Origin of the sequence: Pseudovibrio sp. JE062, assembly GCF_000156235.1 — a bacterium.
Lineage (GTDB): Bacteria > Pseudomonadota > Alphaproteobacteria > Rhizobiales > Stappiaceae > Pseudovibrio.
The window spans coordinates 53,895-79,936 of sequence record NZ_DS996810.1 but is presented as its reverse complement, the minus strand read 5'-3'; the positions used below and the strand labels follow the sequence as shown (position 1 = coordinate 79,936).

The following is a 26,042-nucleotide window of genomic DNA, read 5'->3' as shown; positions in this document are numbered from 1 at the left end:
GGCCTTTTGCTGTTTAGGCAGACACCTGCTCGGTTTCGCGTTCAGTGCCAAGCGGTTGTTTGCCCAGGATCATGTCGGATGCTTTCTCGGCAATCATAATTGTTGGTGCGTTGGTGTTGCCGGAGATCAGTGAAGGCATGATGGAAGCATCAATCACGCGAAGCCCTTCAACCCCGTGTACTTTCAGGTCAGGCCCAACCACGGACATCTCATCCTTGCCCATCTTACAAGTGCCAACAGGATGATAGATTGTCTCAGCTCGCTCCCGCACCGCCTGTTTGATGCTGTGCTCGTCGCGACCGAAATCGTGGATCATGTCCTCACGATACTCAGAGAGCTCGGGTCCTTCCAGAATATCCCGCGTCATGCGAATGCCCTTCACCAGAACATCCAGATCCTCCTGATCTGTCAGATACTTCGGATCAATCCGTGGTGCATCCATAGGATCAGCTGAGCTCAGCCCCACTTCCCCCGTTGATTTCGGACGCAAAACGCAAACGTGGCAGCCAAATCCGTAACCGCCGTAGAGCTTTCGGCCATGATCATCGATGATAGAGATGACGAAATGCAGCTGAACATCCGGGCGCTCCAGCTCTGGACTGGTTTTCAGAAACGCACCACCCTCTGCCGCAGGCGAGGCAATCATGCCCGATCCATCTTTCCGCCAGCGCATAATCTCCTTGATCAGCTGAATCCCCGGCTTCAGGCCCAACCCCAACATATCCGTTTTGTTGGAGCGATAGCTGATGGTGTAATCCAGATGATCCTGCAGGTTCTTGCCCACGCCCGGCAGGTCAAGCAGCACTGGAATGTTGTGTTTCGCCAGCTCATCCGCAGGCCCAATGCCAGAAAGCATGAGTAACTGCGGTGATTGAAAAGCACCTGCAGAAACAATCGTTTCCCGCTTCGCCTTCACCACTGCTAACTTGCGTTTTTGCTTGTACTCAACGCCAATAGCTTTCTTGCCCTCAAACAACACCCGCGTGCTGCGAGCATGTGTGATGACGGTCAGGTTTGGCCGGTCCATGACAGGATGAAGATAGGCCGCTGCCGCTGAGCAGCGCTCACCCTTTTTGTCGTCCTGATGGAACTGCGTGACCTGATAAAGCCCAACGCCTTCCTGATCACCGCTGTTAAAGTCATTGTTCCGTTTGATTTGCCGCCCTTCAGCAGCAGCAAGAAAAGCGTGAGAGATTGGCAATGGGGAGCGTTGCTCTGAGACCTGCAAAGGTCCGTTAGCCCCATGCATGGAGCTTTCACCGCGTTGATTGCTCTCCGACTTTTTGAAGTAAGGCAGCACTTCATCAAATGACCAGCCATCCGCGCCTTGTTCGACCCAGCCGTCGTAGTCTTCTTTTTGGCCGCGAATATAAAGCTGCGCATTGATCGCGCTGGAACCGCCCAGCGCCTTGCCGCGCGGATGGAATGTCGTACGATCATTCAGCTCGGTTTGCGGAACAGAGTCGAAAGCCCAGTTGTTGATCGCAAATGGCTTTGCCGAAACCATTGCCGCGATACCAAGCGGCGCGCGTACCAGAACGGACTTACCCTCGCCACCAGCCTCCAGCAGGCAAACAGAAATTGAAGGGTCTTCAGAAAGGCGAGCTGCAAGCACACATCCCGCCGAGCCACCTCCAACAATCACATAATCAAAATCCATTGCGCCCCTCCCCAGAAACAAAAGCACACTTCCGAAAGCCCTCTCCTCCTTCGAAAATGCAGCAGCAAAAATGGTCTTTGGCGTATTCCTGAGAAGTTCTCCCGGTTCTCAGGTGAGAACACGCCTCAAAACAAGAGCTTTGCACTCGCCTGACTACGGCGAGCTGTTTTATGGTCTGATGTTAGTGAGCCTTTCCCTAAACGGAAACCTGAACATTCTGGTGAGTATGTAAGGCCTGCAACTGCGCGTAGTGTATTCGCCGAAAAACTCATTGAAACGCAGAGACTTGCTGAGTTTCTTCCCCAGCTTATCCCCGCCGCAGGTTTCTCTGGTTCGGATCAGTCAAATCATGCAGGCGGTTCCCAGCAGCTTGCGCAAATCGCAAAATCACGGCTTTGCGGGTGGCCGCTGAAAGCTTGTGCTCGGGCGCTTCGCGGATAATCTCGGCCATATAGTCATCCGCCAGAATAAACCCGGTCTCCTCCGGAAAGATCTCCTGCGGAACATCAGGGCTGGTCGCAAAGAACAGCCGATCGCAGTAATCGCGATACTCATGCCATTTACTGTCGGTCTTGAAGTCCTCAATGGATGATTTGATCTCGATAATCCAGATCTCTGACTTCTTGCCAAGCACCACCAAATCAGCCCGCCGTCCCGATGCAAGTGTGACCTCAGGAAGGCTCGTCAGGCCCAGAACGCGCAAATACCGCTGCACCCCTCGCTGGATTTTCAATGCGCGGTCAGACTGACGACCATCGACCAGAGGATCATCAAGTTGAACGCGATTTGAGCCCTTCACAAATTCCATGAAATCGTTCCCACTTTGTTCTTTGTAATATTAGCAAGCTGCCAGACAAATTCAATCGGAGATTAGAGGGATCTTTAGTAAGGGGCCGACACTGCGATATCCAACTGACCCGCTAATTCTCGCATGTTCTCATCAACCGGGAACAACCTGATACAGTCTGCCAATGCGTCACGAGCTTCCGATGCTTGTCCGGCTTGCAGATAAAGCTCTGCAGCCCGCATCAAAAACGTCTTCCGCCAGCGCTTTGGGGACGTCCTCATCACCGCATCATCGTGAAGGGTCACATGCCACTCCCGAAGCAGCTCCGCTCCATCATAAGGCTCCCCAAGGAAAGCAAACTGCTCTGCTTCCAGCAACCCATAGCCCGGATTGCTCCGCAATGCCTCTGAGACTTCCAAAGTAGGAACTTCACCACATGCCAATGCATGCCCCAGTTGAGCAAATGCCTCGCAATCTGTGAGGCTTTGCGAATACAGCAAGTTCTTATCCGCAAGAAGCTTAGATATGTCTCGCTGAAATGTTTTGATCAGCTGGCGGATGATGTTGAGCGAATACAGCTGGTCATGCAGTGCATGCGGCCCTGCAATTCCATAACAGTTCAGGTGTTCGTTCTTGGGAAGGCGCTGAACCGCAAGGTATCCGCATGTATCGACCCAATCGAACAACCCAAACAGCAAATGCACTGGAAACCTCAGTTCTCCTGCCAGGCGTCCCAGAAACTCCAGCTTATCTGGAGCAGATCTAGCCAGATAATCAGCGCTTTGCGTGCCTGCAGTGCCCAGTTCCAGCTCAGGCGAAAAGGCATAGATTTCGCCATCTTGCCTGCGCAAACCTGTGACCAGTGCTCCATAAGCCCCCATGGACGCGCCGTAATAGATGATCCGTTCAGGTTGCTCCTGAGCGATAGCAAGGTCGATCGCCTGATCAATCTCTCGCTCCGCATCAAGGTACCACTGTGAGGCGGTATCATTCAGAAAAATACAGGCATGCTGTGTCTTGGCAAACAGTCGCTCCAGTCCGAACTTGCCGGAGGGAATGCGAACTTGTGAGAACACCACCACCAGCACTCCGCTGCGGCCACCGGATTGGAGTTTCACCTCCAACCCGCGTGAAGACACACAGGATCGCTCAGCTAAGTCCGGCATCAGTGGATGGGCTTAGGGCTTCTTGCGCTTCAGGTAACCACCGGTGTCACCAGCCGGAGCAGATGCGTTGTCGGAAGACTTGCTCGGTGAACGACGAGGAGGAGACTTCTTGCCAGTAGGTTTGCCCTTTGGCTTCTGCGCAAACTTGCCATTGCCCGGCCCTTTGCGCGGACCGCTACCCTTCGCTCGCTTACCAGCCACCTGCGCATTGCTGCGCGCGCTTTTGGGCTCACGATCGGATGGGAAGAAGGTGAAACCATCCATCTCCGCGATCTTCTTGCCAATCAGCTTCTGAATGGCACGCAGCATGCCGCGATCTTCCGGCAAACAGAAGGTGATCGCCGTTCCGCTCTTACCCGCACGCGCTGTACGGCCAATACGGTGAACGTAGTTCTCCGTCGCGTTTGGCATGTCGAAGTTGATCACGTGAGAAATGTCGGACACATCAATACCGCGAGCTGCAACATCAGTCGCCACAAGGGTCTTCAGCTTACCGCGTTTGAACTTATCCAGCGTCTTCTGGCGTTCTGCCTGAGACATGTCACCATGGATCGCCTCAGCAGGCACTCCATCTGCATTCAGGCGGGCTGCAAGACGGGCACTGCCCTTCTTGGTCAGAGTAAACACCAGTGCGCGCTCGCACTCGTCCTTCTCCAGAAGCTCTTTCAGCAGCGGGAATTTAGCATCTTTCTCCAGATGCGCAATCTGCTGTGTCACAGTCTCAACCGTGGTCGCAGGCGGAGCAGTGCTCACCTCTACCGGGTTGGTCAGAAAACGTTCTGACAGATCGCGGATCTCGCGCGGCATGGTCGCGGAGAAGAACAGGGTCTGACGCTTCTTCGGCAGCAGATAAGCGATCTCTTCCAGCTCTGCGATAAAGCCCAGATCCAGCATCTGATCCGCTTCATCCAGAACGAAGATTTCCAGCTCATCAAAGCTCACACCGTTCTTGCGGTGTAGATCCAGCAAACGGCCTGGCGTTGCCACCAGCACATCCAGACCACGCTGCAACGCGTGGAACTGCGGAGGAAACGGCACACCGCCCACAACACAGCTGGTGTACATCTTGGTGCGGCCCGCATAGGCCTTGATGTTCTTGGTGATCTGGTCCGCCAGCTCGCGGGTTGGCGTCAGAATAAGGCTGCGCACGCTCTTCGGCGCAGCACGATACCGGCTCTCAAGCAAGCGCTGAAGTAGCGGCACTGCGAAAGCGGCGGTTTTACCCGTTCCGGTCTGAGCAAGGCCAAGCAGGTCCTTGCCATCCAGAATGTACGGAATTGCGTTTTCCTGAATAGGTGTTGGCTCGCTATAGCCTTTAGATTTCAGGGCGATCTGAAATGGTTTTGCAACACCAAGTTTGTCAAAGTCGGTCAACAGTGATCTCTCAGATAAGCAGAGTATCCGTTTCCGGTTCTGCTGATTTCGTCATGTGCTTCCCGCAGTCCTCTGAAACGTAAAGTGCGTTCCTCAATTGAGCAGATGCGTGAAACAAGCTTGAAGAAGTTTGCCTTCGAGAAATCCAGCACAGCAGCACGCTGTATCAGTTAATTCTACTGGAATAGTCTCTGGGGCGTGGTTTGATCGGGCTATTAACATAGACCCGCCACATTATGCTAGAATTATTGCCGGGGAGCATAATATTCTGGTTGTCCTGACAAGAAAAGGGCGACAATTCCGGTTAGCGCAGTCCAGCTACTTGCATGTTTCATGTTCTTCTTTATGTATGGGTACCAAGAAAAATGATGCTGCTTTTATGGCCATTATCCTAAAACTGGCCTGCTGCTAATAACATTAAAGATTAGGGTTCGAGCTTTGATTGATGCAAATTTTGAAGACTTAGAAGAAAACGCTGAGGAAGCTGCCCGGCTTCTTGCTAACATGGCGCATCCCAAGCGCCTGATGGTGTTGTGTCGACTTGTTCAGAGCGAATGTACTGTAGGTGAACTTGCAGAAGCTGTGAACTTAAGCCAGTCCGCTCTTTCACAACATCTTGCCAAGATGCGTGCCAGCAATCTGGTCTCCACCCGTCGCAGTGCCCAGACAATCTATTATTCTCTGGCCAGCGCCGAAGTGGAATCCGTTCTGCAAACTCTTTACGGTCTTTACTGCGCTCCTCAGGAAGAAGCATAGCAGGGCCTGCCTTAAGGCCCCGCGATAACCACTGAGCTACCGTCCCACCTGCGTTTCTCTTCTGCATTTGGTAGCTGGTTGAACATATGAAGATCTACCGGAATTTCATCCTCGGACTTCAGACCTGAGAACTCACCAAACAGGCGGACGGTTTCTTCGTCCAGCGCGCCACCAATATACAGATGGGAAATGTCTCCGTTTACATCGGAGAGCTTGAAGCGTGTTTCCCAAAGCCAGAACACCTGCCGGTGATCCTGATCGCTTTCGTAAACCATCGTCAGCGCAGGCAGGAAGCCCGCATTGGTGTGCGGCACTGGTGGCAGCTCGCCTGCTGGTGTTTCCCCTTTCAGGTAGCCAGTCGCAGTTGGGAAAGACCATTCCGGTGCTTTGCGCCATCCAAGTTTGGTCAGCTCCTGCTCCAGCTGTTCCGGCGTGCCGGACCACTGCAGCGTAATCGGCTCTTCCAGTTCACCCGTAATGGAAACGCGCTTGGCAGGCAGCAAGCGCCAATCCTGCATGCGCCAGCTGGATTTCTGGATCACAACGGACTCGCTGCGCGGCTCATAGGCCTCAGCAGCTGTCGAATAGTTCTGGCTGATGTGCCATGTGGAGGCGATCGCCAATGCACATAGCGAGATGATCGTCAGAGCAGTTCTGCCCACCTTCTCATTGTGAATGTGCCCGAAGACGAACGAGAAGAAGAACACGGTACCAGAACCAAACAGCAGGCCTGCCAGCACGTCTGAAAGCCAGTGTGCGCCCAGATATACCCGTGAGAACCCGATCAGGATCGCGAAAGTCGCTGCAACAGAATAGATGATCGTCTTGCTCAGGCGGGAGCGCTCATGAGCCACCAGTACCGCAATCACACCAATCAGCACCGTATTGATCGTGGCGTGCCCAGATGGGAATGAGAACGCATCAGCGCCGGAGTACAGCTCAATCGGACGATCTCGGCCAATCAACGCTTTGGTGATGACCACAAAGATCGAGGAGCTGACAATCGCAATTACAAAGCCCGTTGCGCGGCGCCATGCTTTGCGGCCAAACAGATAGATACCCACGGGGAGCGTAACGGTCGCAGTTACCGTGCCATCGCCCATCATGGTGATCATAACCATGATCTTATCGATGATCGGCGTCCGTGCGATCTGGAAGAAGTTGCTGATCGCCAGGTCCGCTCGCGCCATCGGCATGCCCGGAGCGACTGCACCGGTAAACCAGATGAAGCCCGGCAGCGTCACCAGCAGGAAGAATGCAGAGACCAGCATGCCCACGCTGCGTGGGTTTTCAGGATCATATGTCCGCGCAATCCATTGGCTGAAGCGATCAGGACGACGACCAAACCAGTTGACGATTGCCTGATGCGAACCACCAACAATTGGCAGAATAAACATGATCAGCCAGCGGATAATCGCCACGGCGATCAGAAGAACCAGCAGCAAACCGCCAAGGATAATTGCAAGGCGGGTGTTGATCTCACCAATCGCAAACAGGGCAGAACCGGCCATCACGCCGGGCACCAGATGCAGTGCTGCCCAGGCAAAAGCAGAGGTCACGTTGAAGAAGGTAAAGCGGCCAAAACTCATGTCCGCCATGCCGGCAATGCCCGGCACAACAGACTTCACACCCGGCACAAAACGGCCAATAAAGATGCTCTTACCGCCGTGTTTGGCAAAGTAATCTTCACCACGCTTCAACCAGTCGGGATAGCGGCTTAAAGGCCAGATTGTCCGTACTTTGTCTTTGTAAAAGTAACCAAACCAGTAGGAAAACGCGTCGCCTGTTACGGCGCCTGCAGTCGTCCATAAAAAGATACTCAGAAACGGTAGTTCACCAAGGCCGATAAGCGTACCAGCCCCCACCAGAACAACCGTGCTTGGAAACACCAGCCCGATCAGAAAGAGCGCTTCACCCATTGCGACGATAAAACAGATAAGGCCAGCAAAAGCCGGATTTGCTGCAATGAAATCAACAATGTGGTTGAGGAATGTGGTGACGAAATCGACGTTCACTGAAAAGTCTCTAGCTCTTTCTTAAATTACTTAGATCGCTGGGTGACCACTGAAAATGTATACATCGTGCCAAGGTGACCAAAATATGGTGCGCATTCTGTTACATTTATATGCAGGCATCTGGCCCTTTGAAAGGGAAATAACAAGCCCTATTCCCTGCAAAAAGCATAATAGTCCCACTAATCAGACCCATACGTTAATTCTGGTGACGAAAAACATCGTTTAGCTCTTTAAGCAATAATACAGAATGGTTATTCTTGGCCCAAAGCCGAATGAGCAAAAATAACATTTTACGCCATGCCCCAGATGCGAAGGTCACTTGCATGTTTCAGTCTGCAAACATTCCTCAGACAGTCAGTAAAGAGCTGCTTCAGAAAAGACTGCCTGAACTCCGTGAGGAATTGTTGGAAGTTCAGCATAAGCTGAGAGAGAACAAAGCTTTCGCAACAATCATTCTGCTCGCTGGCGTAGACGGCTCGGGTAAAGGTGCGGCGATCTCCCGTTTATACGAGTGGATGGATACGCGTTACCTGTTCTGCAACGCCTATCATGAAGAGCGCAGCGAGTCTGAAAGCGCCCGACCAAACTACTGGCGTTACTGGCGGGATCTGCCTGCACGCGGTGAAACCTCCATTGTGTTTGGCTCCTGGTATCAGGAACCTCTGCGTGATGCGGTTATGGGCAAGATTGATGACGCAGAGCTGGAGCGCCAGCTGTCTGCCATCAACCGTTTCGAAAAAATGCTCGCCTACGAGAACATTCTCCTTCTCAAGTTCTGGTTCACCCTGCCCAAGGCAGAACAGCAGGAACGCCTGCATGATATCGAAGCCAAAGGCAAAAAAGGCCGCAACTTCATTGAGGAATGGTCCGGTGCTGAACATTATCGCGCAGCTCAGACCGCAGGTGAAAAAGCTTCCTTGCAAACCAGCACCGGCTACGCGCCATGGTTCGTGATCCCATCACAGGATCCGGATGTTCGTGACCTTGCACTGGCAGAAACCATCGCCCAGTCCATGAAGAAGAAGCTGGAAAGCGGCAACGGCAAACCGGTTTCAGCGCCTGCCGTGGTCACCACCCTATCTCAGGCCAATGCGGTGGATGCAATTGATCTGTCTGCGACCATCTCCAAGGAGGAGTACAAGGAAGAGCTTGAAGAACTTCAGGACAAGATGGCGTACCTGACAGACCGCAAGCGCTTCAAAAAATTCGGCTTTATCTCAGTCTTCCAGGGCAATGATGCAGCTGGCAAGGGCGGTTCAATCCGCCGCCTCACCCGCTCCATGGACCCGCGGAACTATAAGGTGCACCCAATCGCAGCGCCTTCTGTGGAAGAAAAGCTGCACCCATACCTCTGGCGCTTCTGGCGCCGCCTGCCGAAGAAGGGCCACAGTGCCATCTTCGACCGCTCTTGGTATGAGCGTGTTCTGGTGGAACGCGTCGAGGGCTTCTGCTCTGAAGCTGACTGGATGCGAGCCTACAACGAAATCAACGCTTTCGAAAAAGAGCTGACGGATTCCGGCTTCATCCTCTGCAAGTTCTGGCTCGCGATCTCTGAAGAAGAGCAGCTGCGCCGCTTCAAGGCTCGTGAAGAAACCGCCTACAAGAACTATAAGATCACCGAGGAAGACTGGCGCAATCGCCTCAAATGGAACGAATACGCCATCGCTGCCGGTGACATGGTGGACCGCACTTCAACCCGCTACGCTCCGTGGACGCTGATCTCCTCCGAGGACAAGCGCTACGCTCGCATTCAGGTGCTCAGAACCACCGTGAACGCGCTCGAAAAAGCGATGAAGAAGAAGGACAAGGACAAGGACAAAGAGATCTGAGCCAGCTCTCTTCGTCTGCCTTTGGTAAATCACGTCCTGTCACACGCTGTTTTGTGACAGGACTTCAGCGGAAACCAGATCAACGTCCTGGCCTCCGCGCCAGACGTTGATCACCGCTTCAATCTTCAACGACTTCTTCACGCCCTCATACTCCGCAACCTGCTGCTGCATCTGTTCGTAGTCGGCGCTTTCAACGTCCGCAGCAATGTCTTTTTCCATGTAAGCCTGAATCCGCAAATCATCCGGCCCCGGCTTGCTGATATCAAACCGCATCTCCTGATGGTTGGACATGCACATCACGGGACCAGATAACAGCGGAAATAACCCTTGATGACACACCGCGAAGACGGTGGCACGCTCCTGCGGTGAAAACTGATCGAAGAAACTCATGTCATCGATTGGTTTGGAATCGAAGGTGAACGTGCGCTCCTGACGGCGTTTAAAGTCCTCCAGAAACTGACGTCCCTGCTGCTCAGGTATCCTGACACCTTCCATCATGATGTCGTTCTTCAGAGTGCCTTCCACACTGTCTGGATCCGGGCTGCGCACATCAAACTCCAGCTTGAAGTCCAGCACGCTGTAGCTCTGAAAACGCGGACCGTCATAGATCTTGAAGTTCTCCTGAAAGTTCGCACCAGCCATCTCGCGCAGTTGCTCAAAGGCTGTGACCTTGTTTTGATCCGTCACGCTTGGGGAGTACAGATCAAACACCAGCTTCTTCGCATTGACGCGATCAGTGCCGCAAAACCAGTCGACAATCTTATCCCAGAGCCGCGTTGCCGGACTGCCAATATGCTCCCGGTCAGATGCACCTTTGATGCTCTGAAGATCGCCCGCAGAGATCTGCGGATGAATGCGTGTTGTATCCAAACCAACTGAAGATGACATGGTCCACCCTCCTTCACGTGGTCAACTGGTCATGCAGGGGCTTTGCCTCTGCCTGTCAGATTGAAGGAAAATGCAGCGTTTTGCTGTTCTGAATGGCACTGGAGCGGGAAAATAAACACCAACAGCACCACATGGCAGCCCATGCAGTGGTGAAGCTAGATCTCCCGAAGGTCGGGAGGGGCAAGGCGGCAGGCAACACCTGCGCATTGAGTTAGTAATAGAGTCTTCGGCATTGGCTACGCGCCTTGCCCGGGCATTTTGGTATAGCCAACATCGCCTCTTATCCTGAAAGACACGATAGCCGGTTTCCCGGAAGGATAGTGGCTTTGCTCAGATAAGTTTCCGTATCCAAACAGGTCCTCTACCCCTGACATGTGCTGCTCTGACCAGCAAATGCCACTGCGTGATGCCCTTCAGGCTTGGGCCCTTCCTCTCAGACCATGCAGTCACGCCTGAAAATCGGTGCCACCGGACCTTTGCAAGATGCGTTACCCCTTGCAAAAGCCCCACCCAGCCCACGACACGCCGACGGACGGCCCGCCAGCAGCCCGTCACGTGGGCATGGGATTAGTATGGAGCCATCTTTCGCTAGAGGGGATAAGTTTTTCCAGCTTTTAGAGGGCTAGCCTAGGCATTCAGCCCTTTCATGCCTTCAGGTGTGTACCGTTCGCCGACTACTGAAATCAGAGCAAGCTTGGCTTCCAGCGCTTCAATCTCCTCAGAAGAAAGCACAATCTCAGTTGCCGCAACATTCTCTTCCAGATAGCGCAATCTCTTCGTTCCCGGAATAGGCACAATATCGTCTCCCTTCGCCATCAACCAAGCCAGAGAGAGCTGCGCAGGCGTACATTGCTTCTCAGCGGCAGCCTCCACAATAACCTTCGTGATCCCCTCATTCGCCTGCAGCGCTTCTTTAGAGAACCTCGGTAGGTTTGCGCGGAAGTCACCTTCTTCAAACTGCGTACCAGAGTTGAAACTGCCCGTCAGAAAACCTCTGCCCAAAGGAGAGTAAGGCACAAAGCCAATCCCAAGCTCGCGGCAGGTCGGCAGAATTGCCTCTTCCACATCACGAGACCAAAGAGAATACTCTGTCTGCACCGCCGCAATAGGATGAACGGCATGGGCACGGCGAAGCGTCTTTTCGCTGACCTCACAAAGCCCGATATTACCGATCTTGCCTTCCTCAACCAGCAACGAAAGCTCCCCCATCACATCTTCAACGGGTTGCTCTGGGTTCACGCGGTGAACGTAGTAAAGGTCAATGTAATCAAGCCCCAGACGCTTCAGAGAAGCTTCACAAGCCTGTCTTGCATATTGCCGGCTATTCTCGATTGTTCGCTTGTATTCACCGGGTTTGCGATTGATGCCAAACTTCGTTGCGATTTTCAGCGGCGCCTTGGTTTCCTTCAAAAAGCGACCAATCAGCTCCTCATTATGATGAGGGCCGTACATGTCTGCTGTATCGAAAAAATCGATACCCAGCTCAACCGCTCGCGCCATCACGCGCAAGGATACGCTGTCATCATGTGAGCCATAGAACTCACTCATTCCCATGCAGCCCAAGCCGAGCATGGCAACATTGAGTTTGGAACCAAGTTGGCGAGTTTTCATCAGCATCCTCCTTGTTTTGCAGCTCGTTACTTGCCATGTTTCAAAAATGGAAAATACGAGCAAAACCGGAAAGCAGATTTCCGAAAGTGGAAATGAAATCCTGCGCGATCTTATTTGGGATGACACCAAAGCCTTTCTGGCTGTTGCAAGAACTGGGACGCTCAGCGCTGCCGCTCATCGCTTAAGCATCGGTGTCGCAACGCTCTCAAGAAAGATCGATCGCCTTGAAGAAACGCTGAAAATTCCGCTGTTTATCAGGCATCAGTCCGGCTACCAGCTCACCGAGGATGGCCGCGACCTGCTGGCAAAAGCTGAAGCGCTGGAAGCCGCCGCCACAGCATTCGCTTCCGGTGCAAAGGCACAAGCAGGCATCTCTGGCAAACTCCGCCTTGCCACGGCAGAAAACCTCGCCACCCACCTGATCCTGCCCGCATTGCCAGAGTTTCGTGCACACTACCCGGAGCTGCACATTGAGATCCTGACCGACGTAAGCTCAGTCAACCTGCACCGCCGCGATGCAGATCTGGCCATTCGCATGGTGAAACCGGAAAGCGGCAACGTCACCCTCCGCCGCCTCGGAACACTCGGCTTTGGCCTCTACGCAAGCAAAGACTATGCGCTTAAGCGAGCAAAATGGACTGATCAGGAGAATTATGAGCAGGACGACTTCATTTCCTGGTGCGAAGCGCTCTCGCATCTGGTGAATGCAAAATGGATTGAACGCGCTCTGAAAGGCCGACAACCCGCCGTTCTGACATCATCTCTGGCAACGCAAGTCGCAGCGACACAAGCCGGTCTGGGCCTCGCCGTCCTACCGCATTTCCTCGCATCGGATGCTGGTCTTGTCTGCATGAATGCGGATATCGGTGTCGAACAACCAATCTATCTGGTCATGCACTCCGACCTCGCCCACTCCCCCCGAATGCGCGTCATGGCAGATTTCCTGGCCGACCTGATCATCCAAAACCGAAGCAAACTCAGCGGCCCACCTCAGCAGGCCACTTCCAGTTAAACCACGTTCCGTTCAATCAGCGGCTTGTTGGCGGCCAGACGGTCAACGCCAAGTTCGGAAAGGTCCAGCGTTTCATAGCCGCCCGTCACGATATGCTCTGCAAGCGCGCGTCCCGCGGCAGGGCTTTGTTGCAGGCCGTGACCGGAGAAGCCTAGGGCGATGTAGAAGTCTTCGATGCCTGGTACTGGGCCCATAAAGGCGTTGTGGTCGAACAGGTTAACATCATAATGCCCTGCCCATGCAGCGCCGGGTTTGATGGCTTCGAACGCAGGAATACGGTTGGCCAGTGTCGGCCATAGGTGCTCTTCAAAGAAGGAGTAATCCACCTCGTAATCATAGCAATCAGGGTCTTGCTCTTCATCCGGTGAACTGCCGCAGATAAAGCCTGTTCCTTCAGGGCGTACATAGGTTCCATTCGGATCAATCAGCAACGGCAGACCCGGCACCTCATCGCGGCATTCAAAAGTAAAGATCATCCGCTTTTTGGAGTGAACTGGTGCTTCAAATCCGGCTTCCAGACAGATCTGCGTGCCGCCGGAAGCCCCGGCAGCATTCACGACCACGCCAGCTTCCACCTGCTCTCCGTTGGAGAGCGTCAGAATCCAGCTGCCGCCCATGATCTTTTCAAGGTGAACCACCTGATACGGCTCATATGGCACGTTCAGGGAGCGTGCTTTACGGCGAAATGCCTGCATCAGCCCATACCCGTCAAACCAGCCTTCACCGGAAAGGCCATGACAGCCTGCGGAAAGATCAGAAACATTGAGCCATGGAAACTTGGCTTTCAGCGCATCAGCTTCCAGAAATCCAATGTCCGCGCCCATCTTCTGCTGCAGAGCGTGGTTTTCTTCCAAAATACTGCGCTTGTCAGGTGTGGCAAGGAACAGATAGCCGCCTTCAACCAGATCAATACGCGGCTTATCGCCGTCAACTTCCAGAAGATCGCCAATATTGCGCAGGAAATCGATGCCGTAGAGCGAAATATCGATGTTCACGGCAGAGGAGAACTGTTGGCGAATAGAAGCGGCAGAAAGTGCCGAGGCGCAATGTTGGTAGGATGGATCTTTCTCAAAGACCGCAATGCTACCCTTAAAATCGTCGCGCTGTGCAAGATGGTATGCCACCGATGATCCGATGACAGCCCCCCCAATAATAGCAACATCAACTGAAGCTATCGCCATAGTTACACCTGAATACTGAGAAATGGAGAAAGTAAGAACCGACGCCCGAAATATTTAGGCGGGTATTCGCGAGCGTCGGTCTAAAAGGGAGACGAAACGCCTCCCAAGAGTTTAAGCGTATTCCTGAAAGATGCCTCCCAGCTTTTTCAGGAATACGCTGTAGATCAGGGCTTAAAAGAAAGCCTGAAGGCCAGTCTGTGCACGACCCAGAATAAGGGCGTGAACATCATGCGTGCCTTCGTAAGTGTTGACGGTCTCAAGGTTCTGAGCATGGCGCATCACCATGAACTCTTCGGAGATGCCGTTACCACCGTGCATGTCACGTGCCTGACGAGCGATATCCAGCGCCTTGCCGCAGTTGTTGCGCTTCACGATGGAAATCATCTCTGGAGCAACGCGGCCTTCGTCAAACAGACGACCAACACGCAGGGACGCCTGAAGGCCGAGTGAAATCTCGGTCTGCATGTCTGCCAGCTTCTTCTGGAACAGCTGTGTCTGTGCCAGAGGACGGTTGAACTGCTTGCGGTCCATGCCGTACTGGCGAGCACGCATCCAGCAGTCTTCCGCAGCGCCCAGCGCACCCCAGGAGATGCCGTAGCGAGCGCGGTTCAGACAGCCGAACGGGCCTTTCAGACCAGAAACGTTAGGCAGCAGCGCGTCTTCACCTACTTCCACGTTGTCCATCACGATTTCACCGGTGATGGAAGCACGCAGAGACAGTTTGCCCTCGATCTTAGGAGCGGAAAGACCTTCCATACCCTTTTCAAGAACGAAACCGCGGATCTGGTTGTCATGTGCTTCAGACTTCGCCCAAACCACAAACACGTCTGCGATTGGGGAGTTGGAGATCCACATCTTGGAACCAGTGATGCGGTAGCCACTCTCAGTCTTCACAGCGCGGGTGCGCATGCCAGCCGGGTCAGAGCCTGCATCCGGCTCAGTCAGACCAAAACAGCCAACGTATTCGCCGGAAGCAAGCTTCGGCAGATACTTCATGCGCTGCTCTTCAGAGCCGTAAGCGTAGATTGGGTACATCACCAGCGAGGACTGCACGCTCATCATGGAGCGGTAGCCGCTGTCGATGCGCTCAACTTCACGCGCAACCAGACCGTAAGCCACATAGGAAGCAGCAGAGCCACCATATTGCTCAGGAAGTGTCACGCCGAGGAGACCCTGCTCGCCCATCTCGTTAAAGATGGAGCGATCAGTTTTCTCTTCACGGTAAGCTTCCATCACGCGTGGCAGAAGCTTTTCCTGAGCATACGCACGCGCGCTTTCCATGATGAGGACTTCGTCTTCATTCAGCTGGTCCCGCATCAGGAACGGGTCTTCCCAATTGAAGACGCCTCCGCCTGTTGGATCACTACTCATTCTCAAAATTCCTTATTCAACGTCAAACTTCACACCCTGCGCCAATGGGAGAGCGCCGGAGTAGTTGATGGTGTTGGTTGCGCGGCGCATGTATGCCTTCCATGCATCAGAGCCAGCTTCACGGCCACCACCAGTTTCCTTCTCACCGCCGAATGCGCCGCCAATTTCAGCGCCGGAGGGACCGATGTTGACGTTTGCAATGCCGCAATCAGAGCCAACAACAGAAACGAAGGTCTCAGCTTCACCCATGTCTTTGGTGAAGACGGAAGAAGACAGACCAGCACCAACACCGTTCTGAATTTCAATCGCATCATCAAAGTCGGTGTAGCGAATGACGTAAAGGATCGGAGCAAAGGTCTCTTCCAGAACAGGACCAACCTGACCTGGCATCTCAACGATCGCTGGCTGAACGTAGTAAGCATCCGGATATTCGTCAGCCATTACACGCTGACCACCATGCACGGTGCCACCAGCCGCTTTCGCTGCTTCCAGAGACTTCTGCATGTTGTCGAACGCATCTTTGTCGATGAGTGGACCGATCAGAGTGCCGTCTTGGGTTGGGATGCCAATCTTGACGGAGGAGTATGCTTTGATCAGGCGCGGGATCAGCGCGTCATACACGCTGTCATGGGTGATCAGACGACGCAGTGTGGTGCAGCGCTGACCGCAGGTGCCCATAGCCGCAAACGCAACGCCGCGCAGGGTCAGATCCAGATCAGCAGACGGGGTCACGATCGCTGCGTTGTTGCCACCCAGCTCAAGGATGGACTTGCCGAAGCGCTGCGCAACACGCGGACCAACCTGACGACCCATGCGGGTGGAACCGGTTGCGGAGATAACTGGGACGCGCTTGTCATCAACCAGAGTTTCACCGATTTCACGACCACCCTGAATGACTTCCAGCAGGCCTTTTGGTGCGTCATCACCAAACTTGGCAGCCGCACGCTCATAAAGCGCCTGAACAGCCATTGCTGTCAGAGGAGATTTTTCAGATGGCTTCCAGACAACGGAGTCACCACAAACAAACGCCAGCGCTGCGTTCCAGGACCAGACTGCAACCGGGAAGTTGAAGGCGGAGATCACGCCAACAACACCGGATGGATGCCAGGTTTCCATCATACGGTGACCCGGACGCTCGGTCGCGATGGTCAGACCGTAAAGCTGACGGGAAAGTCCAACTGCGAAGTCGCAGATGTCGATCATTTCCTGAACTTCACCTAGACCTTCAGAGGTGATCTTACCTGCTTCCAGGCTCACCAGCTTACCAAGGTCGTCTTTATAGGTGCGAAGCTCTTCACCCAGCAGGCGAACCAGCTCACCACGACGTGGTGCAGGCAGCTTGCGCCACTCTTTGAAAGCGTCATGCGCACGACCAATGGCAGCGGAGGTTTCCTCAACGCTGTCTTCCTTGATCATCGCCAGTGTTTCACCGGTGTTTGGAGAGGTTGCAGCCAGTGTGCCACCTTCCAAAGCAGAGCGGGCAACACCCATACGCTCCATGAGTTCAATTGTTTCTTCTGCGAATTTCACGGTATCCAGACCTACGGTCATTGAAGTCCCCAAACTGTGAGAGATGCTAAATTCATTATTTGAACAGAGTGTCTCTTGTCCGGACCATCGGTAAAAGCTACGTCTTTTCCATTATTCATTCGCATATGGAATGACTGATAATTTCGTCTGGATCTTGCGTCAGGAAGAAAACTGCTTAAAATCAGTAAGATAATAATGGGTACCGGCCTATTTGAGATTCTGTTTTATGAAGGAGATGATGCCAGATAGAACGAAATTTAATCGTGTTGGCTGTGCCTAACCTCGCGATTTCAGGAGTTTCGAGCTGTCCACGGCATCATGAGAGGTCAGGATGAAGCGTGGTTTTATCCCTCCGATTGATTGTTTGATTGCTTTTGAAAGTGCTGCGCGCCATGGCAGTTTCACCCGAGCCGCTGAAGAACTGTTCCTGACACAAGGTGCAGTGAGCAAACAGGTGCGCTTGTTGGAAGGGCGTCTGGGTGTCGAGCTGTTCAAACGGATTCGCCAACGCATTGTTCTGACAGATGCGGGACGCATTTACCTGCACGACATCCGCGGCACGCTGGAAAAGATGACCAGCGCCACCCGTCAGGTGATGTCCTTTGCAGGCAGTGAGGATGTGCTTAACGTCGCCGTGCTCCCAACCTTCGGCACCCGCTGGCTCGCCCGCCGCCTCCCGCGCTTCCACGAGCGCTACCCGGAAGCCAGCTTCAACCTCTCCGTCCGCCTGCGTCCCTTTGATTTCTCGGTAGAACCATTCGACGGTGCCATTCATTACGGTGAACCCGTCTGGGCTGGCGCTATTGCAGAGCCCCTGTTTCAGGAAGAGGTCATTCCGGTCGCTTCCAGAGCTTTCCGCGATAGACACAGCCTGCGCACGCCGGAGGATCTGGTGGATGTCATGCGCCTGCACCAGTCAACCCGCCCGGATGCATGGCAAAAGTGGTTCTCCCTGGCAGGTGTCGAAACAGATGGAGCCTTCCAGGGCCCACGCTTTGATCAGTTCACCATGATCTCACAGGCCGCGGCCTCAGGCTTGGGCGTTGCACTGGTGCCGAAGTTCTTTATCGAAGAAGAACTCGCCGCCGGCACGCTGGTCCGCCTCTTCGACATCAGCCTGAAACTCTCCTCTGCCTACCACTTCGTCTACCCCGAAAACCGCACCCTGCGCCCGGTCGTAAAGTCCTTCAAGGCCTGGCTACAAGAAGAAGCTCAGGAACAGCAGGTAGACCGGGAGACACTGCTGCCGCAGTAGCGGGGTGAGCAGGCGGCATACAATTTTGGAAAGCTGCAGTATTGAAAATTAAATCAGTTATTTTTGATTGGGATGGCACCTTAGCCAGAACTCTGGACGTTTGGCTCGACGGATATCAACGCTCTTTGGAGGTGCGAAACTTTACCTTCCAGCCTAAGGAAATTGTCGCCGAGTTCTTTCATGATCACCACAAAGTGCCAGACAAACATCCTCATTTAGGTTTCCCCGAGATTGCGGAGGAAACGAGGAAATATGTCTTGCAGGCCCTGCAAAAAGTTGAGCTCTATGAAGGGGCAACCAAGACACTTTCAAAGCTGAATGATGAAAACGTTCCTACAAGCCTCGTTAGCTCCAGTTCACGCCGTCTCCTGAATAGTGGAATGGAAGTACACAATCTCTCCAAGCACTTTAAGGCGACAGTCGCTGGGGATGATGGTTACGGACATAAGCCTGATACGCGTCCATTTGAAGAAGCACTTGATCGCATGGGAGCAGAGGCCGAAACGACATTAGTCATTGGTGACTCTCATGTTGATGTTCAGGCAGGCAAAGCGCTTGGCTGTCAAACATGCTTATTTGTGCCGAAACTCAATAGCCTCTTCCATAATTTTGAGTTTTTGAGGTCGATGGAAGCAGACCATGAGATCGATCACCTGCCAGACTTACTTGAATGCATCTGAAAACCAAAAGCGCGGGGTGCATTTTTATTAATGTCCATGCCTTGGTGTGAATTATGTATTTATTTCAATAAGATAGATTTCATCTATGGAAACTAAAACATAGTCTCTCTGTAGATGGAGTGATGCATGAACGTAATTGCAAAATCAGGAGTACTCTTGATGCTTGTTGCTGGCTTTATGGTGGGCCAGACTGCTTTGGCTAAACAAGCTCGTTGTTTTACATCTGATGATGGCGAGTATCTCTGTGAATTCAAAAACACCGACAATAAAGGTAGTTTTGAAGTGTCCGCACCGGGCAAACCTACAATGATCTTGGTAATAGATGCGCCCGGAGTTGCTTATGGTTGGGCCGATTTTGGTACTGGGCGCAACGTATCGCTGCCGGGTAAGTACCTCCGACAAGATGCAGATAAAGCATGCTGGTTGAATGATGAGACAAATGCCAAAATCTGTGTTTGGTAGCTTGTTTAGATACTAGTGGAGCTGCTTCGCTTGTGGCTCCCTACCCCAACTCATAACTCGCAAAGCTATAGATTTTGTCCAGCGGTAGGTTGGGGTCCTGTCCCTTATACATTCTGGCGGTAGCGAACACGGGTGATAGTTCGTAGCGTTCTGCCAGTTCTACGGCTTGTTCGTTGGGTAAAGGCAGGTCAATGTTGATCATCTGCCCCTTTGCACTGCCAGCCAAGGCGCGGAAGATGAGATCTGCGCCTTCAGGCGTTTCTGCTGCCATCGGGCCAATGCGGAAGCCATCTCGTGCCGCACGGATAACGCCGTAGCCTTGCACACTTCCATTCTCAACCAGATAAACACCGCGCCGCATGGGGTTCATAGGCTCCAGCCATCGCTCCAGAAAAGCAGCTCGCTCTGCGGGGAAGTAGTTGCGATCATATTCAATGATGCTGGGCAGAATGCCCTTGCCGATAATGGTGATGCGCTGATCCATTGGCATGGTGATGTTGGAAAGGCCGCAATACCGCATGTTCTGATGAACGAGCTTAAAGCCGGACTTGGCATAGTTGTCCTGCTCTTCCACCACTCCATCAAGACCAATGGTCCGCCCTTCCAGACGCCGCATGGCTGCATTCCATATCAATGCCCCCAGACCTTGCCGGCGAAACTCCGGGTGGCAAATGTAAAAACCGAGAAATCCAAAGGACTCGCCGTACTTCACTGCAGAGACCATCGAAACCAGCTGATTGTTCAGGTAACAGCCCAGATACCCTTCAGGATCCGCTGCATAATAGGAAGGAGCATCATCCTCACCCGGATTCCAGCCTTCAGATGCGGCCCAATCCAACATGGTCAGAATGCCATCCTCGTCCATAATGCGAATATCAGTACCTTGCGGAGCCATTGAGAGCCTCTTTCATCAACCCGGCATAGTTGAAGTGTAAACAGACACGGAAGATCAGCGTAGCGCATTATGGTTAAAGAGGAGATGAAGGGGTTTCATCTAAATCGACGAAGCGGAACCGGTCACCTGAAGAACTTTATGAGGAAAAGAAACCGGACGCGATAAATTGCAGATGGAGCCTTCGAAAAATCCGATAATCTGACGCACATATCGCTCACATGGGTAGGAGACGTCGCGATGAAGGTTCATGGTAAGGCATACCGTTCTATTTGGCCGCTGGAAGCTGGTAAAACAGTCGGCATCATCGACCAGACGCGCCTCCCCCATCGTTTTGTTGAGGTCGAGCTGCGCACTCTGGAAGACGCAGCCGTGTCCATTAAAGACATGTGGGTCCGCGGTGCGCCGCTGATTGGCGCAACTGCTGCCTTTGGCGTGGCGCTGGAAATGGCAAGAGACCCAAGCGATGCATCGCTGGACAATGCATGGGAGGTGCTGCACGCCACCCGCCCAACAGCAATTAATCTGCGCTGGGCGCTGAACGATATGCGCAGCCGCCTTTCTCAGTTGCCTCTGGAGCAACGTGCAGACGCAGCGTGGCAGCGTGCCGTTGAGATCTCCGATGAAGATGTGGCCTGCAATGCGTCTATCGGCAAACACGGTCTCAAGCTCATCGAAGAGATCGCTGCGCAGAAGAACCCGGGCGACACCATCAACATCCTGACCCACTGCAACGCCGGTTGGCTGGCCACCGTAGACTGGGGCACCGCGACCTCTCCGATTTATCACGCCCATAACAAGGGCCTGAAGGTCCATGTTTGGGTCGATGAAACCCGCCCACGCAATCAGGGCGCTGGCCTCACCGCCTGGGAGCTGGGCGAACACGGCGTTTCGCATACACTGCTGGTCGACAACGCTGGTGGCCACCTTATGCAGCATGGCATGGTGGACCTTTGCATTGTCGGCACCGACAGAACCACGGCTCACGGAGACGTCTGCAACAAGATCGGCACCTACCTCAAAGCGCTTGCCGCCCATGACAACGGCGTACCGTTCTACGTGGCACTCCCGTCCTCCACCATCGACTGGACGGTCGCAGACGGCCTGAAGGAAATCCCGATCGAAGAACGTGGCGGTGAGGAAGTTGCATGGATCAGTGGCGAAACAGCTGCTGGTGATGTCGAGAAGGTGCGCATCTGCCCGCCGGAAACTCCACTCTCCAACTTTGCGTTTGACGTAACACCATCCAAATACGTCACTGCTCTGATCACCGAACGTGGTGTCTGCGCGGCAAGCAAAGAAGGGCTTGCAGGGCTGTTCCCGGAGCGGGCGAACGCCACCGCCTGATAGAACTAAGACAAACGGCTACCTTGCCGCTAAGCCATCACTCTTCAATGTTAGGGCAGAAATCCAAGTTGATTTTATTGGGAGGGACATATGTCCTACGAGAATATTCTGGTTGAGACACGCGGCAAGGTTGGCCTGATTACGCTAAACCGCCCGAAAGTATTGAATGCGCTGAACAGCGACCTGATCGCTGAGCTCGATGAAGCGCTAAATGTGTTTGATCGCGATCCTGAAATTGGCGCGACCGTCATCACCGGCTCCGAAAAGGCATTTGCTGCGGGCGCTGACATTAAAGTGATGGCTGAGTACGACTATCCGCAGACCTATCTGATGGACTTCATCACCAGCTGGGACCAGATCGCGCAGAAGCGTAAGCCGATCATTGCAGCTGTTGCAGGCTTCGCGCTAGGCGGTGGCTGTGAGCTTGCTATGATGTGTGATTTCATTCTGGCAGCGGAATCTGCTCAGTTTGGCCAGCCAGAGATCAAACTTGGCGTTATGCCAGGTGCAGGTGGTACACAGAGATTAACAAGGCTTGTTGGCAAGTCGAAAGCAATGGAAATGTGCTTGACAGGCCGTATGATGGATGCAGCTGAAGCTGAGCGGTCCGGCCTTGTCTCTCGCGTTGTTGCAAATGACGATCTGGTCGAAGAAGCACTCAAAGCTGCTGAAAAGATTGCAAGTTTCTCGACTCCAATTGTTATGATGACGAAGGAAAGTGTAAACCGTTCTTACGAAGTAACCCTTGCAGAAGGTATTCGTTTTGAGCGTCGCTTGTTCCATTCTATGTTTGCAACCAGCGATCAAAAAGAAGGTATGAAGGCCTTCATCGAAAAGAGAAAACCTGAATTCGAAGACGGATAAGCCGATTTTGGGCAGGTCTACACCTTTTTTCATTGACGAGGCTAAGACTCCCAACTATAAGCGCTCCACAACCGGTGGCGGATTTTGTTCGTCACTGAATTCGTTTGACCGGGGCGGCTCTGGGCGGCCTCGTTCGCGATTTGAAAACAGTTCTTACTGACAGATCAGGACAGAGCCCATGGCCAACACTCCTTCGGCCAAGAAGGCGGCACGTAAAATTGCCCGCCAGACGGCCACTAATAAGGCTCGCCGTAGCCGCGTACGTACTTTCGTACGTAAAGTGGAAGAAGCAATTGTCGCGGGTGACCAGACAGCTGCTAACGAAGCATTCAAAGTTGCACAGCCTGAAATCATGCGTGCATCTACTAAAGGCGTTATCCATGCGAACACTGCGTCTCGCAAGGTATCCCGTCTGAATGCTCGTATTAAGGCACTCGGCGCCTAATCCAAGTTTTTTGGACTAAAAAAGCCCGGTCGTATGGCCGGGCTTTTTTGTTAGCTGGATAAGCTTACCCTAGGATAAAACTGGGGCATTTTCGCGGCGAATAGCCTGTGGAATAGTCTCGGAGCCTGTCAAGGAAAATCCTTAAAAAACAATAGGTTAGCTCTAGGTTAAAATTGTCGCAGCTGAAAAGAGCAGATTCTTGGCGAGTCAAGTGACGGCCGGATAATTTTTTTTTATTCGCCTTAGCCGCCCGCCATTAACCAAGTGCATATGAAGAAAGTTGTTGAGTTCACTGCTTTTTGCCGAACTTAGCCGTTGACGACATATGGGCTTGACCTTGCGTCACAGAAAGGGCATTTGCGTTTTGTAAACTTTCCGCTATTGCGGGACCAAAATCGGCTGTGTATGGTCAAGAAGAAGTCGGGTTGCTACCCGATCCCAGCATACAAGTTAGAAGAATCGAACCAGGGTCGGGCAAAGCTGGTCAGAAGGCGTAAAGTCTAGGCGTTGCATTTTATAGTAATTGCAATCTAGGCTACTAGAGTTGTTGCGTCATTTTGCTGCTTTTATTGCTTCCCCCTTTTGATTTTTCTTGAAATTCGATTTTGAGTCTTTTTATAGTGGCCCACTCATTTGGGTGAGTTAACGGAATGCGTCTAGGTTAGTAAATGGAAGTATCTATGCATGAGGCCTATGCAGGCGATCGAAACGTAACGGATGTTTTCGAGAGCCTGAAAGCTGATAGTTCTGCAACTCTTGTAGATGTGAGAACCAACGCTGAATGGACCTTTGTAGGCATACCTGATCTTTCCATGTTGGGTAAGGAAGTCATCCTCGCTGAATGGCAGGGTTTCCCGTCCAACGGCCCTCACGAGGGCTTTGCGAGTCAACTTTCTGACCTTCTGGCGCAAAAAGGACTTGACCAAAACGCTGCAATCTACTTTTTGTGCCGCTCTGGAGTACGAAGTAAGGCCGCAGCGATTGCAATGACAGCCCTTGGCTATACAAACTGCTACAACGTGGCAGATGGCTTTGAAGGCGGTCATGATGCTGAAGGTCATCGAGGCTCGGTTTCTGGGTGGAAGGCACAAGGCCTTCCGTGGAGCCAAGGATAGCTCCCAAGAAATATTAGAATTCAGCAACGGTGCGTTGGCGTCGCACCGATGTGATGTTTTTGTCTAATGACAACGAAATAAAAAGCGTCTGGTACAACAAAGCTCAAAATGAGCAAATTTGATTTAAAGGTTGGGTATCTGTGGCGGAATACCCAACGGCTGCAAGGAGGCGAGCATGCACGTTCAGGAAGCTCCAGGGCCGGAGCAATGGGATCGCGTTAAGAAGCGTCTACGTGCGGAACTTGGTGAAGACGTATTCACCAGCTGGTTTGCACGCGTTGATATGGAAGGGCACAACAACGGCACCGTCCGTCTGTCCGTTCCTACTCGGTTTCTAAAGCAATGGATCCAGTCTCATTATTCAGAGCGTCTGATGGGACTTTGGAAAAATGAATGCGACGACATTCATAAGATCGAACTCACCGTACGTGGTGCTGTTCGTCCACGTCCAGCAGCGGCTAAGCCAGCTGCACGCCCAGCACTGGGTGGCAAGGTAGCTGATATGCGCCCAATTCAGGTAAATGATCCTGTTGGTCTGCGCGCCGCATCCCCAGCACCTGCTATGATGGGTGGCCGGGCTGGTCGTTCCGACCTCTCCTCCAAAGACGTGCTCGAAGGTGCTTCCCTCGATCCAAAATACGTCTTCGATAGTTTTGTTGAAGGTGAATCCAACGTTCTCGCTCTTGCTGCAGCTAAGCAGGTTGCTGGCGGCGGTGTTGTAACCTTTAACCCACTTTACCTCCATGCTTCTGTAGGTCTTGGTAAGACCCACCTGATGCAGGCGATTGCAAATCAGGCCCGCATGGCTGGTCGCCGCGTTCTGTATCTCACTGCAGAGCATTTCATGTACCGCTTTGTTGCAGCGCTTCAGGCACAGTCTGCAATGTCCTTTAAGGAAACTTTGCGTTCTATCGATCTTCTTCTGATCGATGACATGCAGTTCCTTCACGGCAAGCAGGTGCAGCAGGAGTTCTGCCACACTCTTAATGCATTGATTGATGGTGCTCGTCAGGTTGTTGTTGCAGCTGACCGCGCTCCGGCTGAATTGGAAAGCCTGGATGATCGCGTTCGCTCCCGCCTGGCAGGTGGTCTGGTCGTAAATATCTCCGAGCCAGATTTCCAGCTTCGTCGCGCCATCATCGAAGACCGTATGCGCGCTCAGCAGCGCTCATACCCGAACTTTACCGTGCCGGACGCTGTTCTGGACTACGTAGCGCGCAACGTCACCTCCTCCGGTCGTGACCTTGAAGGCGCTCTGAACCGTCTCGTTGCACACAATCAGCTGACCAATTCTCCGGTAACTCTGGAAATGGCTGAAATCACTCTGCGTGATCTCATCCGTGCAGCTGAGCCACGCCGCGTCAAAATCGAAGACATTCAGCGCGTCGTTTCCAAACATTATAACGTCACAAAAGCAGATCTGCTTTCTGCACGCCGTACCCGCACCATCGTGCGTCCGCGTCAGATTGCAATGTATCTCGCCAAGATGATGACCCCACGGTCTCTGCCTGAGATCGGTCGTCGCTTCGGCAACCGTGACCACACAACAGTGCTTCACGCAGTTCGTAAAATCGAAGAGCTCTCCAAGGCAGACAATGGTCTGGCTCAGGAGCTGGAGCTGCTGAAACGCATGCTGGACGCCTAAGCGCGTTCCATTTGATTGTTTTCAATCAAATGACAAGAATTCGCTCAGAAAGAAAATTTGAGCGCGATACGTGAATGCAAATGAACGTGACGTGCTCTAATTCGCGTTCCCTACATAGGAGTATATGGACTCCGTGCAGGATTTTGGTGATTATTGG

Annotated in this window: 22 protein-coding genes; 11 read left to right on the top strand and 11 right to left on the bottom strand. The window is 52.9% G+C overall.

All coding sequences use genetic code 11. From position 1 onward, the window contains the following. Positions 1–13: 13 nt before the first annotated feature. The 4 genes from PJE062_RS15100 to PJE062_RS15085 all read right to left on the bottom strand — a co-directional run bounded on the left by PJE062_RS15100 (position 14) and on the right by PJE062_RS15085 (position 4,987). On the bottom strand, positions 14–1,660 hold the full coding sequence (locus tag PJE062_RS15100) for a GMC family oxidoreductase (protein ID WP_008550744.1): 1,647 nt from the start codon (positions 1,658–1,660) through the stop codon (positions 14–16). Positions 1,661–1,967: 307 nt separating this feature from the next. Continuing rightward, positions 1,968–2,468, bottom strand: a complete 501-nt coding sequence (locus PJE062_RS15095) for an MmcB family DNA repair protein (RefSeq protein WP_008550463.1) — start codon at positions 2,466–2,468, stop codon at positions 1,968–1,970. Positions 2,469–2,542: 74 nt separating this feature from the next. Next, entirely contained in the window at positions 2,543–3,586 is a 1,044-nt protein-coding gene (locus PJE062_RS15090; RefSeq protein WP_208982335.1) for a hypothetical protein, read from the bottom strand. A gap of 39 nt (positions 3,587–3,625) precedes the next feature. Then, entirely contained in the window at positions 3,626–4,987 is a 1,362-nt protein-coding gene (locus tag PJE062_RS15085) for a DEAD/DEAH box helicase (protein WP_008550636.1), read from the bottom strand. A 438-nt stretch (positions 4,988–5,425) separates the two neighbouring features. Between PJE062_RS15085 and PJE062_RS15080 the strand changes: the two genes are divergently transcribed. After that, positions 5,426–5,743, top strand: coding sequence for a helix-turn-helix transcriptional regulator (locus PJE062_RS15080; RefSeq protein WP_008550373.1), 318 nt, complete (start codon positions 5,426–5,428; stop codon positions 5,741–5,743). Between the two features lie 11 nt (positions 5,744–5,754). On the opposite strand, the gene PJE062_RS15075 is transcribed toward PJE062_RS15080, so the two are convergent. Next, positions 5,755–7,758 (bottom strand): bifunctional DedA family/phosphatase PAP2 family protein, encoded by a 2,004-nt coding sequence (locus PJE062_RS15075; protein WP_008550504.1) that lies wholly within the window; start codon positions 7,756–7,758, stop codon positions 5,755–5,757. Positions 7,759–8,081: 323 nt separating this feature from the next. On the opposite strand from PJE062_RS15075, the gene pap reads away from it, so the two are divergent. After that, the gene (pap, locus tag PJE062_RS15070) at positions 8,082–9,587 is read left to right on the top strand and encodes a polyphosphate:AMP phosphotransferase (protein ID WP_008550540.1); all 1,506 of its coding nucleotides are present in this window, start codon (positions 8,082–8,084) and stop codon (positions 9,585–9,587) included. 39 nt (positions 9,588–9,626) lie between these two features. Here the strand turns inward: pap and PJE062_RS15065 are convergent, their stop codons facing one another. Continuing rightward, positions 9,627–10,475, bottom strand: coding sequence for a hypothetical protein (locus tag PJE062_RS15065; RefSeq protein ID WP_008550608.1), 849 nt, complete (start codon positions 10,473–10,475; stop codon positions 9,627–9,629). 627 nt (positions 10,476–11,102) lie between these two features. Beyond that, positions 11,103–12,086, bottom strand: a complete 984-nt coding sequence (locus tag PJE062_RS15060; RefSeq protein ID WP_008550556.1) for an aldo/keto reductase — start codon at positions 12,084–12,086, stop codon at positions 11,103–11,105. Positions 12,087–12,132: 46 nt separating this feature from the next. Here PJE062_RS15060 and PJE062_RS15055 point away from each other — a divergent pair, with 46 nt between their 5' ends. Continuing rightward, positions 12,133–13,098 (top strand): LysR family transcriptional regulator, encoded by a 966-nt coding sequence (locus PJE062_RS15055; protein WP_008550361.1) that lies wholly within the window; start codon positions 12,133–12,135, stop codon positions 13,096–13,098. Here PJE062_RS15055 and PJE062_RS15050 read toward each other — a convergent pair. From PJE062_RS15050 to PJE062_RS15040, 3 genes are all read right to left on the bottom strand, one after another. Next, on the bottom strand, positions 13,095–14,279 hold the full coding sequence (locus tag PJE062_RS15050; RefSeq protein WP_008550601.1) for an FAD-binding oxidoreductase: 1,185 nt from the start codon (positions 14,277–14,279) through the stop codon (positions 13,095–13,097). The genes PJE062_RS15055 and PJE062_RS15050 overlap by 4 nt on opposite strands. A 171-nt stretch (positions 14,280–14,450) precedes the next feature. Continuing rightward, entirely contained in the window at positions 14,451–15,650 is a 1,200-nt protein-coding gene (locus PJE062_RS15045) for an acyl-CoA dehydrogenase (RefSeq protein ID WP_008550412.1), read from the bottom strand. Between the two features lie 12 nt (positions 15,651–15,662). Then, the gene (locus PJE062_RS15040; protein WP_008550323.1) at positions 15,663–17,201 is read right to left on the bottom strand and encodes an aldehyde dehydrogenase family protein; all 1,539 of its coding nucleotides are present in this window, start codon (positions 17,199–17,201) and stop codon (positions 15,663–15,665) included. A 310-nt stretch (positions 17,202–17,511) separates the two neighbouring features. Between PJE062_RS15040 and PJE062_RS15035 the strand changes: the two genes are divergently transcribed. From PJE062_RS15035 to PJE062_RS15025, 3 genes are all read left to right on the top strand, one after another. Further along, positions 17,512–18,435, top strand: coding sequence for a LysR substrate-binding domain-containing protein (locus PJE062_RS15035; RefSeq protein WP_008550597.1), 924 nt, complete (start codon positions 17,512–17,514; stop codon positions 18,433–18,435). Between the two features lie 41 nt (positions 18,436–18,476). Continuing rightward, positions 18,477–19,115, top strand: coding sequence for an HAD family hydrolase (locus PJE062_RS15030; RefSeq protein WP_008550405.1), 639 nt, complete (start codon positions 18,477–18,479; stop codon positions 19,113–19,115). Between the two features lie 126 nt (positions 19,116–19,241). Next, positions 19,242–19,577, top strand: coding sequence for a hypothetical protein (locus PJE062_RS15025; protein WP_008550741.1), 336 nt, complete (start codon positions 19,242–19,244; stop codon positions 19,575–19,577). Positions 19,578–19,617: 40 nt separating this feature from the next. Here the strand turns inward: PJE062_RS15025 and PJE062_RS15020 are convergent, their stop codons facing one another. Further along, positions 19,618–20,472, bottom strand: coding sequence for a GNAT family N-acetyltransferase (locus PJE062_RS15020; RefSeq protein ID WP_008550647.1), 855 nt, complete (start codon positions 20,470–20,472; stop codon positions 19,618–19,620). 237 nt (positions 20,473–20,709) lie between these two features. On the opposite strand from PJE062_RS15020, the gene mtnA reads away from it, so the two are divergent. The 5 genes from mtnA (at position 20,710) to dnaA (ending at position 25,885) form a co-directional block, all read left to right on the top strand. Beyond that, the gene (gene mtnA, locus PJE062_RS15015; RefSeq protein WP_008550141.1) at positions 20,710–21,816 is read left to right on the top strand and encodes an S-methyl-5-thioribose-1-phosphate isomerase; all 1,107 of its coding nucleotides are present in this window, start codon (positions 20,710–20,712) and stop codon (positions 21,814–21,816) included. A gap of 90 nt (positions 21,817–21,906) precedes the next feature. Then, positions 21,907–22,680 (top strand): enoyl-CoA hydratase, encoded by a 774-nt coding sequence (locus tag PJE062_RS15010; protein WP_008550441.1) that lies wholly within the window; start codon positions 21,907–21,909, stop codon positions 22,678–22,680. A gap of 178 nt (positions 22,681–22,858) precedes the next feature. After that, on the top strand, positions 22,859–23,125 hold the full coding sequence (gene rpsT, locus PJE062_RS15005; RefSeq protein ID WP_037037191.1) for a 30S ribosomal protein S20: 267 nt from the start codon (positions 22,859–22,861) through the stop codon (positions 23,123–23,125). A 680-nt stretch (positions 23,126–23,805) separates the two neighbouring features. Further along, positions 23,806–24,240, top strand: coding sequence for a rhodanese-like domain-containing protein (locus tag PJE062_RS15000; protein ID WP_008550732.1), 435 nt, complete (start codon positions 23,806–23,808; stop codon positions 24,238–24,240). Positions 24,241–24,415: 175 nt separating this feature from the next. Then, positions 24,416–25,885, top strand: coding sequence for a chromosomal replication initiator protein DnaA (dnaA, locus tag PJE062_RS14995; protein ID WP_008550160.1), 1,470 nt, complete (start codon positions 24,416–24,418; stop codon positions 25,883–25,885). The last annotated feature ends 157 nt before the right edge of the window (positions 25,886–26,042 follow it).